Annotated in this window: 12 protein-coding genes; 9 read left to right on the forward strand and 3 right to left on the reverse strand. The window is 60.5% G+C overall.

Annotation, left to right across the window (positions count from 1 at the left end; all coding sequences use genetic code 11):
- The first annotated feature begins 57 nt into the window (after nucleotides 1-57).
- Together ACTG2T_RS09035 and ACTG2T_RS09040 are read left to right on the forward strand one after the other, a co-directional pair.
- Nucleotides 58-435 carry a CesT family type III secretion system chaperone gene (locus ACTG2T_RS09035; RefSeq protein WP_330125636.1) on the forward strand — a complete coding sequence of 126 codons (378 nt, stop codon included), beginning with the start codon at nucleotides 58-60 and terminating at the stop codon, nucleotides 433-435.
- Between the two features lie 126 nt (nucleotides 436-561).
- Nucleotides 562-1,056, forward strand: a complete 495-nt coding sequence (locus ACTG2T_RS09040) for a DM13 domain-containing protein (protein ID WP_330125637.1) — start codon at nucleotides 562-564, stop codon at nucleotides 1,054-1,056.
- Between the two features lie 74 nt (nucleotides 1,057-1,130).
- On the opposite strand, the gene ACTG2T_RS09045 is transcribed toward ACTG2T_RS09040, so the two are convergent.
- Entirely contained in the window at nucleotides 1,131-3,395 is a 2,265-nt protein-coding gene (locus ACTG2T_RS09045; RefSeq protein ID WP_330125638.1) for a methyl-accepting chemotaxis protein, read from the reverse strand.
- 251 nt (nucleotides 3,396-3,646) lie between these two features.
- Nucleotides 3,647-4,651, reverse strand: a complete 1,005-nt coding sequence (locus ACTG2T_RS09050) for a substrate-binding domain-containing protein (protein WP_005355925.1) — start codon at nucleotides 4,649-4,651, stop codon at nucleotides 3,647-3,649.
- 434 nt (nucleotides 4,652-5,085) lie between these two features.
- Here ACTG2T_RS09050 and ACTG2T_RS09055 point away from each other — a divergent pair, with 434 nt between their 5' ends.
- The 7 genes from ACTG2T_RS09055 (at nucleotide 5,086) to glpG (ending at nucleotide 11,232) form a co-directional block, all read left to right on the forward strand.
- On the forward strand, nucleotides 5,086-6,207 hold the full coding sequence (locus tag ACTG2T_RS09055; protein ID WP_005339442.1) for a branched-chain amino acid ABC transporter substrate-binding protein: 1,122 nt from the start codon (nucleotides 5,086-5,088) through the stop codon (nucleotides 6,205-6,207).
- Nucleotides 6,208-6,273: 66 nt separating this feature from the next.
- On the forward strand, nucleotides 6,274-7,200 hold the full coding sequence (gene livH, locus ACTG2T_RS09060; protein ID WP_110304535.1) for a high-affinity branched-chain amino acid ABC transporter permease LivH: 927 nt from the start codon (nucleotides 6,274-6,276) through the stop codon (nucleotides 7,198-7,200).
- Nucleotides 7,200-8,468, forward strand: a complete 1,269-nt coding sequence (locus ACTG2T_RS09065) for a high-affinity branched-chain amino acid ABC transporter permease LivM (RefSeq protein ID WP_005355922.1) — start codon at nucleotides 7,200-7,202, stop codon at nucleotides 8,466-8,468. The genes livH and ACTG2T_RS09065 overlap by 1 nt, the downstream gene beginning before the upstream one ends.
- The gene (livG, locus tag ACTG2T_RS09070) at nucleotides 8,465-9,238 is read left to right on the forward strand and encodes a high-affinity branched-chain amino acid ABC transporter ATP-binding protein LivG (RefSeq protein WP_005339435.1); all 774 of its coding nucleotides are present in this window, start codon (nucleotides 8,465-8,467) and stop codon (nucleotides 9,236-9,238) included. Before ACTG2T_RS09065 ends, livG begins: the two co-directional genes overlap by 4 nt.
- Before the next feature lie 16 nt (nucleotides 9,239-9,254).
- Nucleotides 9,255-9,956: an ABC transporter ATP-binding protein gene (locus ACTG2T_RS09075; RefSeq protein ID WP_005342433.1), complete on the forward strand. Its 702-nt coding sequence runs from the start codon at nucleotides 9,255-9,257 to the stop codon at nucleotides 9,954-9,956.
- 122 nt (nucleotides 9,957-10,078) lie between these two features.
- Entirely contained in the window at nucleotides 10,079-10,402 is a 324-nt protein-coding gene (glpE, locus tag ACTG2T_RS09080) for a thiosulfate sulfurtransferase GlpE (RefSeq protein ID WP_005355913.1), read from the forward strand.
- Nucleotides 10,399-11,232, forward strand: coding sequence for a rhomboid family intramembrane serine protease GlpG (gene glpG, locus ACTG2T_RS09085; RefSeq protein ID WP_005339431.1), 834 nt, complete (start codon nucleotides 10,399-10,401; stop codon nucleotides 11,230-11,232). The genes glpE and glpG overlap by 4 nt, the downstream gene beginning before the upstream one ends.
- A 66-nt stretch (nucleotides 11,233-11,298) precedes the next feature.
- On the opposite strand, the gene ACTG2T_RS09090 is transcribed toward glpG, so the two are convergent.
- A complete protein-coding gene (locus ACTG2T_RS09090; protein WP_330125639.1) occupies nucleotides 11,299-13,746 on the reverse strand; it encodes a VolA/Pla-1 family phospholipase in 2,448 nt (815 codons plus the stop codon).
- Between the last annotated feature and the right edge of the window lie 168 nt (nucleotides 13,747-13,914).

Raw genomic sequence — 13,914 nt, forward strand, 5'->3', positions numbered from 1 at the left:
ACAGTGCCGCTGGCGGTGACCTGCTCTAATGGCGCCATCATCAATCTGGAGCCATCAATGAACTCTCTTTATCACGCCGCCATCCACCAGCTGTTTCTCTCCCTCTCCCTGCCTGCGCCGCAACAGGAGGAGAGCGTCACCAGCCTGCAGATCGGCGAACTGACCTGCCATCTGACCGAACACCCGGCCGACTATCTGCTGATGTTTACCCGCCTCGACGCGGCCACCAGCGCCCAAGCCGCGGCCCAGAACCTCTTCAGTCAGGACCCGTGCAAGCCGGTACTGGGTTTCGATACCGAGAGCCTGACACCGGTACTGTGGAGTCGTCAGCCCTTGCAGCAACTGGATCGCCCCCAGATCCACCACCAGCTGGAACAGCTGGTACACGCCGCCAGCGAGATCAACAAAAGCCAGGACGGCACCATCCGGCCTTGATCCATTAGCGTGACCACACCCCAAGTCACCATAGATGGATAACTACACCTCTGCCCTGAGCAAACTGGGCAGCGGGCCCCCGGACTGGTATGGTTTTGCCATCAATTCATCAACGACCGAGATATCATGAAACGCAAAACCATGGCCCTGCTGCTGGGCACCCATCTGCTGGTCGCGGCGGCAGGCTTTGCCGCCGGAGTCTACACCCTGCCGATCCTGATCGCGCCACCCGCACCTGATACCGAGCAGGTAGCGGCCAGCCAGCAGCAAGCGAGATTCCACGGCACCTTTCGCCGGGATCTGAAAGACAGCGATCGGCTGCACTGGGGGGAAGGCAAGGTGAGCATAGGGCCGGATGCCGTCAGCCTGATGGGCAAGCTGGCCCCCGGGCCGGACTACCAGCTCTACCTCTCCCCCGAGTTTGTCGAGACCGAAGCCGATTTTGCCCGCCTCAAGGATCAGATGGTGCGAGTCGGGCCGGTGAAGACCTTCGACAACTTTATCGTGCCGCTGCCCGCCACGATCGATCCGGCCCGCTACAGCAGCGTGATCGTCTGGTGTGAAACCTTCGGCCAGTTCATCACCGCCGCCCGTTACCAGGATGAGAGACCGGAGCAGTAACCTCGCCCCAGACCCGCACCATGAAAAAGGGCTGACATCGCTGTCAGCCCCTTGGCTATCCGATCCGCTCGTCATTAACGCTCCGGCTTGGTCATCTCCCGCAGCAGCTGATCGATGCAGCCTACGACCTGCTCTGAGTTCTGCTCGATCTCGCGATAGAGCGCCTCAGCCTCTTCATGCTTGTGCTGATTTTTCAGCTCGATAATCTGCTGGATCACCTGATGCAATCTGGCGTGCGGGGCGGCCATCGCCCTGAAGGCCGGTTGATCGCCGCAGCATGCCTGCCCTTCACTGAAGTACCAGTGGCCAAGGCGGCACTCCTTGTCACTGACCGCCTCGCTGCGCGAGAGCCCCTCCTGCCCATCCAGATAAGCGCGCACCCGAGTCTTCCAGCCCATATGAGCGGCGCGGGCGCGACTCAGCACCATCCGCACGTTGGAACCATCCTGGAACTGTCCGGCCAGATCCCCCAGCTTGTCCACCAGAGTCGCCACATGGCTGGCGATATGGGCGGTATCCCGCGCCACCAGCGTGGTGGCCTGGGAGATCTCGTGGACGCTGACGATATTGCGGGTGATCTCGTCGCTCACCGAGGACTGCTCCTCCGAGGCAGCGGCGATCTGGGTGTTCATGTCGCGAATGCTGTTGACCGCCCCCTTGATCCGGCCGAGGGCTTCTCCCGCCTGATTGGCCCGCTCCACCGACTCCCCCGCTCGCGAGACGCTGTGTTCGATCATGGTCACCGTGGTGCCCACCGCCCGTTGCAACTGCTCGATGGTGCCGCGGATCTCGGCGGTGGAATGCTGGGTGCGCCCGGCCAGCGAGCGCACCTCGTCGGCCACCACCGCAAAACCGCGCCCCTGTTCACCGGCCCGGGCCGCCTCGATGGCGGCGTTGAGAGCCAGCAGGTTGGTCTGCTCGGCGATGGACTGGATCACCGCCAGCACCGAGCCAATCTGCTCGCTGGCCTTGGCAACCTCTTTCACCGTGTTGCCCGCGCTGGCGATCTCCTCGGCCAGCTGTTCGATCATGTTGACGCTCTGCTGCACCACCTCATCACCGGTGACCGCCTGATTGTCCGCTTCGTTGGCCGCTTCGGCCGCCTGTGCCGTGTTGTTGGCCACCTCGTGTACCGTGCTGGTCATCTCGGTCATGGCGGTGGCGAGCTGGGTGGTCTGTTCCTGCTGGCGCGTCATGCTGCCAAGGTTGCCTGCCGCACTGCGCGACAACCGCTCACTCTCGCCAGCCAGTTCGCCCAGAGTGGCGGTGAGCTGGCTGATGGTGTCGCGGATCTTGGCAACAAAGCCATTGAACGCCGACCCGAGCCGGCGGATCTCCTCCGGCCCCGCCACCGGCAGCTTGCTGCCAAGATCGCCGGAGCCATTGGCCAGCGCCTCCAGCGCCTTGACGCTGTCGAGCAGCGGTCGATTGATGCGATTGAGTGCAAACGCCATCACCATGGCAATCACCAGAACCCCGACCAGAGAGATGATCGCCATCTGCCAGCCCTGACGAGCCAGATCGGCCGCGACCAGACTGTGATCACAGGTCAACTCGATGATACCGACCGCCTTGCCGGAGTAATCGCGCAGGGGGGCCGCCATCAACAGCAAATCACTCCCCTGCTGCGTCATATTGACGAAGCGTTCCTCACCGGCCAATACCGGCTGATACCACTCCATCGCCTCACCAAGCCGGGATGTGCCAACCAGCGTCACCAGCTTGCCCTGCTCAAACAGATAGATGGCGAGCTGCACCTGCTTGTCCAGCAGTTGGCCAAACAGCTTTTCATCCAGGGCACGACCAAACTCCACCGAACCGACCGGCTGCCCGTTGAAGGTGACCGGCACGACCCCGCGCAAACCGGTACCAGCCACGCCAATCTCCAGCCCGCCAACGGCATGATGCTCGCGATTCACCTCAACCACAGTGGGGCGAATGGCAGAGAGGTCATCACCGTGTTTTTCAGGTTTGTGTACCCGATAGAGGGAAGTGGCTGGCGGCAGGTGGAACTGGAACTGCTCGATCCCCTGCGCCTTGATGGCGGGCCAGAGCGGATCAAACAGATTGGCGAGGGTCTGCCAATCCTTGTCGGCCACCGCCTTGGCTGCATCCGGCCGCTGGGCGATCAGGGTCGCCGCCAGCACGGTTTCATGGCTGGTGTTTTTGATCACCGCTTCCACGTTCTGGAGCTGGCTCCGCAGTGCAGCCTGCTCGGCCGCGAGCGCCCGCTGGCGATTTTCAAACAGATTAAAGGTAAGCAGTACCACGGCGAGCAATACGATGCCGCCGATTGCCAGCAGCGTGATCTGGTGACCCAGCTTGCGAGGGGGGAACATAAGACACCATCCTTGACAGTCATACCCAACCTACAGGATGGAACGGTTAAGTCGGGAGTCCATCAGAACTTAACCCTTTGTTGATATTGATCAAACGATTAACAAGCAAAATGCGAGGTGGGTCAAACGGGGGGAATATTCACTCACAAGGCCGAGATCGGCACTGCGAGCCACAGGTTGAAAGTAACCCGCCCATAAACAAAAACCCCCTCGTGACAGAGGGGGTTTTTCGTTTTGGCAACGGGCGCGGATTAACGCAGCGGTTTGACCGAGCGACGGACGATCAGCTCGGGCTGTACCGTCATCGATTCCACTTCCAGCTCCTTGTTGCGGATCCGGCTGACCAGATGCTTCACCGCCAGCTGGCCCAGTTCGGCCTTCGGGTGACGGATGGTGGTCAGCGGCGGGCTGGAGAAGCGCGCCATCTCCACATCGTCGTAGCCGATGATGGAGATATCGTCCGGCACCTTGACTCCCGCTTCCCAGGCAGCGCAAATCGCGCCGATCGCCATGGGATCGTCGAAGGCAAAGACCGCGGTCGGACGAGGCTGCAGGGCCAGGATGCGCTGCATGGCATCGAAGCCGCTCTGGCTCTCGTAGTCCCCTTCAAAGACCTGCTCATCTTTGAGGGTCAGACCGTGTTCGCCCAGCGCATCACGTACCCCGTCCAGTCGCTGCTGGGTGGTCGGCTTGGAGAGCTGGCCAGTGATGCAGACGATGTCGCGGTGCCCCAGCTCCAGCAGATGGCGTACGGCCATGCGGGCGCCGATGCGGGCGTTGTCGTTGATGACGTTGGCGAAATCGCACTCCGTTCCCCAATCCAGTACCACCTGCGGCACGTTCTTGTGGATGCGCAGCATGTCGCGCAACGGGGTGTCGATATCGGTACCCAATACCAGCAGTCCATCCACCCGTTTTTCCATCAGCATTCTCAGGTAATGCTGTTGGCGAGGCGGCTGGTTTTCGGTGTTGCAGAGGATCAGGCTGTAGCCCTGTTCGAAGCAGTACGCTTCAACCCCTTGCACCACTTCTGCGAAGAAGGGGTTTACGCTGGTGGTCACCAGCATGCCAATGGTCTTGGTCGAATTTATTTTAAGACTGCGCGCTACCGAGTTGGGCGCGTAGTTGAGTTCTGCCACCGCCTCAATCACTTTCTGGGTCGCGTCTTCGCTGACCCGCCGAGTGTGGTTGAGCACATGTGAGACGGTGGAGATGGATACGCCTGCGCGCGAGGCGACATCCTTGATAGTGGCCATCTCTGTCTCCTGACTGTCAAAGGCGGAACATTAGCAGATTTCCCGAATAAAGGCTTGGTTTTAACGAGCTCTGCCACGGAATTGTCAATGCCGGCTAATTTAGGCGCTCATTTCTGTTTGCGCAAATGGATTGTGGTCAAAATGGGAGCGCTGTCAGAGTAAAATATCGCCAGATTAATCCTCTGGCGTTTGTCAGAATAGCCTCTCGTTACCAAGATGTTAAGTCAACAAATCAAAATTAAGCTCTGATTAGTAGAAAATAACAGGTCATTTATTTCAAAATCCACCCATCCAACCCCCTCTGGTTAGTATCTTTAACAGCTTGTTATTGCCCCGTGAGGAATGATAGAACCATACCTATAGCCGGATGCACGGGATGTAGATCCGGAATGGCACACGGAAATGAAACAATCCACTGATTAAGGGACGAATCAATGCATAAGTTGAGCAAAATCACAGTTGGCGCAGCGGTTTCTTTGGCTCTGTTTGGATCGATCTCCATCGCCCACGCGGCAGACACCATCAAGATAGGTATCGCAGGCCCGGTCACCGGTCCGGTAGCCCAGTACGGGGACATGCAGTTCACCGGCGGCAAGATGGCGGTCGAGCAGATCAACAAGGCTGGCGGCATCAATGGCAAGCAGATCGAAGCGGTCGTCTATGACGATGCCTGCGATCCCAAACAGGCGGTGGCCGTTGCCAACAAGGTGGTGAACGATGGCGTCAAGTTCGTGGTCGGTCACCTCTGCTCCGACAACACCCTGCCCGCCTCCGACATCTATGAAGACGAGGGGATCCTGATGGTCACCCCCGCCTCCACCAACCCCAAGATCACCGAACGCGGTTACCAGCTGACCCTGCGCACCATCGGCCTGGATAGCGATCAGGGCCCGACTGCCGCCAAGTACATCATCGAGCAGGTCAAACCCCAGCGCGTGGCCGTTATCCACGACAAGAAGCAATACGGCGAAGGGATCGCCTCCAGCGTGAAAGCGGCGCTCGACAAGGCTGGCGTGAAAGTGGTGGCCTTTGAAGGGATCACCGCCGGTGACAAGGACTTCTCCGCTCTGATCGCCAAGCTGCAGAAAGAGAACGTCGATTTCGTCTACTACGGCGGCTATCACCCGGAGCTGGGACTGATCCTGCGTCAGGCTGGCGAGAAGGGGCTGAAAGCCAAGTTCATGGGCCCGGAAGGGGTGGGTAACAAGGATATCTCCGCCATCGGCGGCCCGGCTTCCGAAGGCCTGCTGGTGACCCTGCCGAACAAATACGATCTGGTGCCGGCCAACGCCCCGCTGGTTGCAGCGTTCAAAGCCAAGGGTCAAGACTCCTCCGGCCCGTTCGTCTGGACTACCTATGCCGCGGTGCAAACCCTGGCAGCCGGTATCGCCAAGGCGGGTGAAGATGACCCGGCCGCCGTTGCCGCCGCCATCAAGGCTGCGCCGATCGATACCGTGATGGGCCCCCTGACATGGGCTCCGAACGGTGACCTGAAAGGCTTCGAATTCGGTGTGTTCCAGTGGCACGCTGACGGTACTTCCAGCCAAGTCAAATAATCTGCCGATCGGGGGTGAGTACGCTCACCCCCTCCTCTCTTTGCGGGCAAGTACAGGGAACGCAGTATGTCCGAACACTTCCTCTATCTGGTTCAGCAGCTGCTGAACGGATTAACCATAGGCAGCACCTATGCGTTGATCGCCATTGGCTACACCATGGTCTATGGCATCATCGGCATGATCAACTTCGCCCACGGCGAGGTGTACATGATCGGCTCCTATGTCGCTTTTATGGTGATGGCGGGGCTCATGATGATGGGCATCGACAGCACCTTTCTACTGCTGGGAGGCGCCTTCCTGGTCAGTATCATCATCACCGGCACCTATGGCTGGAGCATCGAGCGGGTCGCCTACCGGCCACTGCGCGGTGGCAACCGGCTGATCCCCCTCATCTCCGCCATCGGTATGTCGATCTTCTTGCAGAACATGATGCGGATGGCACAGGGCTCGCGGGATATTGCCATGCCCAGCCTGATCTCAGGTGGCTGGACCCTGGGGGGTGAGGATGGTTTTCAGGCCAGCCTCTCCTATATGCAGCTGATCATCTTCGTGGTGACTTTCATCACCATGCTGGCGCTGACCCAGTTCATCGGCCGCTCCCGCATGGGCCGCGCCTGCCGCGCCTGTTCGGAAGATATCAAGATGGCCAACCTGCTGGGCATCGACACCCACGTGGTCATCTCCATCACCTTCGTGCTGGGGGCCGCGCTGGCCGCCGTCGCCGGGGTGCTGCTCGGCATGTATTACGGCGTCATCAACCCCTACCTCGGCTTTATGGCCGGTCTGAAAGCCTTCACTGCCGCTGTATTGGGCGGTATCGGCAGCATTCCCGGCGCCGTACTGGGCGGCCTGCTGCTCGGCGTGGTTGAAGCGCTCACCGCCGGTTATCTCAGCACCGAGTACAAAGATGTGATGGCGTTTGCCCTGCTCATTTTTGTGCTGCTCTTTATGCCTACTGGCATCCTGGGTCGTCCGGAAGTGGAGAAAGTGTGATGAAACATCAATTTATCCACGCCTGTATCGCCAGCCTGGTGTTGCTGGTGCTCTCTTTCTGGCTGCTCGGCTTCAAGCTGGAGACCGATGGCTCCAGCCTGCAGGTAGTGAGCCGCCTCGATGTGTCGCTGGCCTGGCTACTGGGGGGCGCCACCCTCGTTTTCTGGTTCCAGATGCTGCGCGGCCAGATCGCCAAGCTGTTTCAGGCCTCCATCAGCGGCTTCTCGGTCGGCTTTACCAAGCTGGTGCTGCCGAGCCCGGAAGAGGCGCCCAAGCTCTATAACCTCACCGCCGTGCTGGTGCTGCTGTTCGCGGTGAGCTGGCCCTTTATGGCCTCTCGCGGCGCCATCGATCTCGCCACCCTCACCCTGATTTACATCATGCTGGGGCTGGGGCTGAACGTGGTAGTCGGCCTCGCCGGTCTGCTCGATCTCGGCTATGTCGGCTTCTACGCGGTCGGTGCCTACAGCTATGCCCTGCTCAACACCTACTTCGGGCTGAGCTTCTGGGAGTGCCTGCCCATCGCCGGGCTGATGGCCGCTACCTTCGGCTTCCTGCTCGGTTTCCCGGTACTGCGGCTGCGGGGGGACTATCTGGCCATCGTCACCCTGGGTTTTGGCGAGATCATCCGCATTCTGCTCAACAACATGACCACCCTGACCGGCGGCCCGAACGGGATCTCCGGCATCCCCAAGCCGACGCTGGGGGGGCTGGAGTTCAACCGCACCGTCAAGGATGGCGGCTTTGATACCTTCCATAACTTCTTCGGCATTACCTACAACGCCAACCACAAGGTGATCTTCCTCTACCTGATGGCGCTGGTGCTGGTGGTGGTGACCCTGTTCGTCATCAACCGCCTGCTGCGCATGCCCCTTGGCCGCGCCTGGGAAGCGCTGCGGGAAGACGAGATCGCCTGCAAATCGCTGGGGCTCAACCCCACCATCATCAAGCTGACCGCCTTCACCATAGGCGCCACCTTTGCCGGTTTCGCAGGCAGCTTCTTTGCCTCGCGGCAGGGCTTTATCAGCCCGGAATCCTTCGTCTTTATCGAGTCGGCCATCGTGCTGGCGATTGTGGTGCTGGGCGGCATGGGCTCCCAGATCGGGGTGGTGCTGGCAGCCATCGTAATGACGGTGCTGCCGGAGCTGGCCCGCGAATTCAACGAGTACCGCATGCTGATGTTCGGCCTCTTGATGGTGTTCATGATGATCTGGCGGCCACAAGGATTGCTGCCGATGACCCGTCCGCATCTGGAGTTGAAGAAATGAGTACACATCAGAAGTTAATGGAAGTCTCTGATTTGTCGATGCGCTTCGGGGGCCTGCTGGCCGTCAACGGGGTAAAACTGGATATCGACAAGGGCGAGGTGATCTCCATCATCGGCCCCAACGGCGCAGGCAAGACAACCATCTTCAACTGCCTGACCGGCTTCTACTGCCCGAGCGGCGGCACCATCCGCTACAAGGGTGAGGAGATCCAGGGGCTGCCCGGCCACCTCATCGCCCGCAAGGGGATTGTGCGTACCTTCCAGCACGTACGGCTGTTCAAGGAGATGACAGCGGTGGAGAACCTGCTGGTTGCCCAGCACCAGCACCTCAACACCAGCTTTATCGCCGGTCTGTTCAAGACCCCGGCCTTTCGCCGTGCCGAGCAGGAGGGGCTGGAGCGGGCCGCCTTCTGGCTGGATAAAGTGGGCCTCAAGGATCTCGCCAACCGCGCCGCCGGCAACCTGGCCTACGGTCAGCAGCGCCGCCTCGAGATCGCCCGCTGCATGGCGACCCGTCCCGAGCTGCTGATGCTGGACGAACCGGCCGCCGGCCTCAACCCGAAGGAGACCGACGAGCTGGACGAGCTCATCATGAGCCTGCGGGACGAATTCGGGGTCTCGGTGCTGCTGATCGAACACGATATGAAGCTGGTGATGGGCATCTCCAACCGCATCTTCGTGGTCAGCCAGGGCACCCCGCTGGCCCACGGCAAGCCGGATGAGATCCGTAACAACCCGGCAGTGATCAAGGCCTATCTGGGCGAATCGTAGGACCCAAGGAGTCACGATGTTAGAACTTCGCAACGTATCGACCCACTACGGCAAAATTCAGGCGCTGCACGATGTCAGCGTCGAGGTGAAAGAGGGTGAAATCGTCACCCTGATCGGTGCCAACGGCGCTGGCAAGACCACCCTGCTGATGACCCTCTGCGGCGAACCCAAGCCCAGCAGCGGCTCCATCTGGTTTGAGGGGGAACAGATCAGCTCCCTCACCACCGCCCGCATCATGCGCAAAGATATCGCCGTGGTGCCGGAGGGGCGCCGCATCTTCGCCCGCCTGACGGTGGAGGAGAACCTGCTGATGGGCGCCTTCTTCGTCGACAAGGCAGAGCAGCATGGCCTGCTGGATCAGGTGTTCACCCTGTTCCCGCGCCTGCACGAACGCTTGCAACAACGGGCGGGCACCATGTCCGGTGGCGAGCAACAGATGCTGGCCATCGGCCGCGCCCTGATGAGCAAACCGCGCCTGCTGCTGCTGGATGAACCCTCGCTGGGGCTGGCCCCCATCGTCATCCAGCAGATCTTCGACACCATCGAACAGTTGCGGCAGAAGGGGATGACCATCTTTCTGGTGGAGCAAAACGCCAACCAGGCGCTCAAGCTGGCCGACCGCGGCTATGTGCTGGAGAACGGCCACGTGGTGCTGCAAGACACAGGAGCCGCCCTGCTGGCCAACCCGGCGGTGCGGCAGGCCTATCTGGGCGGTTAACCCACTGACCCGCATGCCATATCCACAAGGGAGCCGCTGGCTCCCTTATCTTTTGTGGGGTTAGTTTGCGCCCAAGCTTGCGGTACACTGGCCCGTAATCAACCTATTCGCAGGACATCCCGATGGACCAGTTTGCCCATATCAATGCCCATGATGCCCACCAGAAACTGAGCGCGGGTGAAGCCCGTCTGGTGGATATTCGCGACCCGCAATCCTTTGAAGCGGCCCACGCGGTTGGTGCCTTCCACCTCACCAACGGCACCCTGGTGCGCTTTATGAACGAAGTGGATTTCGATACCCCGGTCATCGTGATGTGCTATCACGGCAACAGCAGTCAGGGGGCGGCCCAATACCTGCTGCAACAGGGTTATGACGAGGTCTACAGTCTGGATGGCGGCTTCGAAGCGTGGCGGCGGGAGTTTCCCATCGAGGCAGGCGAGGCATGATCCAGCTGCTGGTGCTCGACAACGCCCGCATGGCGCAGGCGCTGGTGGACTATCTGGCGACCCTGGGCATCTCCTGCGAGCTGACCCAGTCCGAGCTGGGGGTCACCATCTGGCTGGCGGACGAGCAACGCCTCGCTCAGGCCCAGTTGGAGGTGAAGCGCTTTCTGGCCGAGCCGGGCCACCCGCGCTACATGGAGGCATCCTGGCAATCCGGCCGCGCCGATGCCCGCATCGACTACAGCAAGGGGATGACGGACCCCATCACCGACTTCCTCCATCAGGCGGGGCCGCTGACGCTGGTAGTGATCATCGCCTGTCTCGCCATCTACGGGATCGAGGCCATCGGCCTGCCCATCTACGACGAACTGGCATTCCACCCGACACTGGCCCAGTTCACCGACTGGCAGGCATGGCGTTATTTCACCCCCGCCCTGATCCACTTCTCGGTGCTCCATCTGGTGTTCAACTTGCTGTGGTGGTGGTATCTCGGCGGCCAGATCGAGCAGCGCCTCGGCAGCGGCAAGTTGCTGATCCTGCTGCTGGTAGGCGCCGCCCTGCCCAATATCGCCGAGTTCTTTGCCAGCGGCCCGCTGTTTGGCGGCCTCTCCGGCGTGGTCTATGCCCTGCTCGGCTACTGCTGGCTGCGCAGCAAGCTGCAACCGGCCTGCGGCCTGACTCTGCCACCGGCGCTGATGGGCTTTATGCTGTTCTGGATGGTGCTCGGCTTCTTCGACATGCTCGGCACCAGCACCGCCAATATCGCCCACCTGACCGGTCTGCTGGTCGGCCTGCTGCAAGGCTGGCTGGATCGCAACCACCAGCCGACCTGATTTTTCAGCAGTTGCAGAAACGAGAACGCCGCCCCGAAGGGCGGCGTTTTTTTACGCGATAGGCAGTTACTGCTTGATCAGGGTGTCATCGGTTACCTTGACCGCCGCACCGCCACTCATAAAGAAGCTGGCGAACTGGGTCTGGATCTCGGTGGTGACCGCGCCAGCCTGATCGAAGTTCTCGTCAGGAGCCAGCAGCGAGCTATGGCCCCCTTTCAGGAAGCGCGCAGCATGGTGACCCGCCGGGAGCACGCCGGAACCCTTCAGCTCTTGCAAACCCAGCACCCGGAACAGCGGCTCGGTGCCACCCAGCGGCGCAGAGGCGATGCTGTTGGGGATCACTTGATCCGGCAGATTGAGGGCGCCATCGCCAACAATTTCGGTCGCGAACAGCGGGAAGCTCTTGGCGATGCCACTGCCCAGATTGATCGGGTCCGCAGAGTCCAGCACTGACTGGGCGGCAAAGGTATAGCTCTGCAAGGTGCTCGCCGCACCCGCCTGCGTGGCGGCATCCAGACTGGGCAGGAACTCGTTGACGAAGCAAGTGGCGGCAGCCGTTTTGCAATTCGGTGCATAGGCAGTAAAGCCCGCTTTCAGCGCCGGACTGCCCGAGGTGAGCACGCTCATCTTGATGGTCGGCCCGAAGCTCGGCGAGTTGAGCAACAACGGCGCGATGCCGCCACCCGGCATCGCCAGACCACCGGTATCGAACTTGAACAGGGCATCAGCCTGAGTACTGCCGGTGGTCTGGTTGGCGACAGCCAGCAGATTGGCCCCGGTAATGGCACCGAGTGAGTGACCGAGGAAGTGAACTTTCAGACCGGCACCACCCAATTGGCCACCCAATCCCTTGGCATTGGCCAGGCCGACAGCCAGTCGCAGCCCCAGCAGATCCGCCACGCTCTGTTTCAGGTTGTCCCGCGCCACCGTCAGATAACCCAGATTCAGATAAGGAGTCGGGTTCTCGGAGGTGGTGACGGTATCCATGCTGCCGCTCAAGGCGTAGCCACGTTCGCCGTGCAGCGGATGATCGATCACTACCACAGCGACATTTTTGGCTGTTGGTGTGACTTGCAGACCAGCACCAATCTGGCCCAGCGCCAGCGCATAGGCGTTCTCCTTGATGGAGGTAACCCCGTGTTGATAGATGATCACATCGGTAATGGTATTGAGCGGTGCAGCGGCGAAGATCCGCAGCGGTACCGATTGTACTTCGCTCAGGGTAGGCAACGGGTTGAAACGGCCGATATTGCGCTCGGCATCCAGCGGCTTGCCACCGGAGGTGAGGGTCACCCCGATCAGCTTGCTCGCCTCGGTCAGCAGTTCACTCTGACGGCTCGGGTCGGTGATCAGCTCACCCAGCAATGCCGGGTCCACGCCCGCCCCGACCAGTCCACCGATCACCTCGGTATCGCCCGCTTTCAGCGCGTTGGCGATGGCATAGAGGCTGGGAATGGCGCCGTGCCAGGATTGGGTCTTGGCCTTGTCCCAGGAGCCGGCTATCGCCGGGGTTGAGAGGAAGTAAGGGAGTTTGACGGTACCGGTATACACCTTGGTTAGCTGGGCAACCCCGTTAAGCGGCATACCAACACCAAAGGCGGCTGTCAGTGTATCTTTCTGATCCTGCGGCAAGAATGGCTCATTCGCCAGCTGGGTCAGAAAATCCACCCCGCCATTAAGACCATTGATGGTATAGGTTGCCGGCAGGCTGGTGTTGCCTCTGGCATCCTGTTTCCACAGAGCCGCGGCGTCCAGGCTCGGGCTCTTCAGCACCGAAGCGGCGGCACTTTTCACTGCCAGCAGCACATCGGCACCAGATTGGGTGGCAAACCAGTCGGAGAAGATCACCCGATCGCTGGTGATCCCGGTGGCCGCTTTGAACAGACCTTCCTGCAGCGAGATCAGGCCGTTGATGGTCTGCTCCTGAGTAGTTGCGCCAGCTGTCGATTTGAAGCTGCTGTAATCGCCTCCCGCCTTGAGCGGTGTGCCGCGACTGTCCTTGAGGGCATCGGTCGCCACGATCATGTAGTAAGAAGAGGGATTGAGCGGCTTGAGCGGAACCAGATTGAGCTTGCCGTCCCCGCCGGTGACCACAAAGTCGGTCCCATAAACCAGTGGCTTGCCGCCCTTGACTCCGTTGGGTTGCAGAGTGACCGGATCCAGCGTGAGCTCGAGCAGATAGAGGGGCGCAACGGCAGAAGCATACTCGCTGGCCGCCGGTGCCGGCACAGAGACACCGGTCACGGTCGCCGGTACCAGCTGGACAGGTTGGGTGGTTGACCAGCCATCAAGGGTGGATAGGGCAGATACCGGGTTCGACAGATCAGCAGTTTCTGTCGAAAACTTCAGGGTACCGTCGCTGGCACGGGGGGCCAGCACGCTCGGGCGCACCCCGTTGGCGCCACTCAGGACGTAGTCGAGGGAGCTGGTGGTGTCTCCCTTGTTGTCATCTCCACCACATCCGGCCAGCAGGGCGCTGACAACAGCTGCATAAATTAGCTTCTTCTTCTTCATTTTTTATTCTCTTTTTATAAGGTTGTTATCCATCACAAGCCAACGGGGTCATCACGACCTCGACTGCAAAACGTTAACATAAAACCAACACCAAATAAGACTCATGCTGGACAGTTCTGGCTCAGCTTTGTGGTGCATGTCATGGTTTCAGGTTAACAAAGGGGCGCA

It is taken from the genome of Aeromonas sp. 75A (genome assembly GCF_051919425.1).
Classification (GTDB): Bacteria; Pseudomonadota; Gammaproteobacteria; order Enterobacterales; family Aeromonadaceae; genus Aeromonas; species Aeromonas veronii.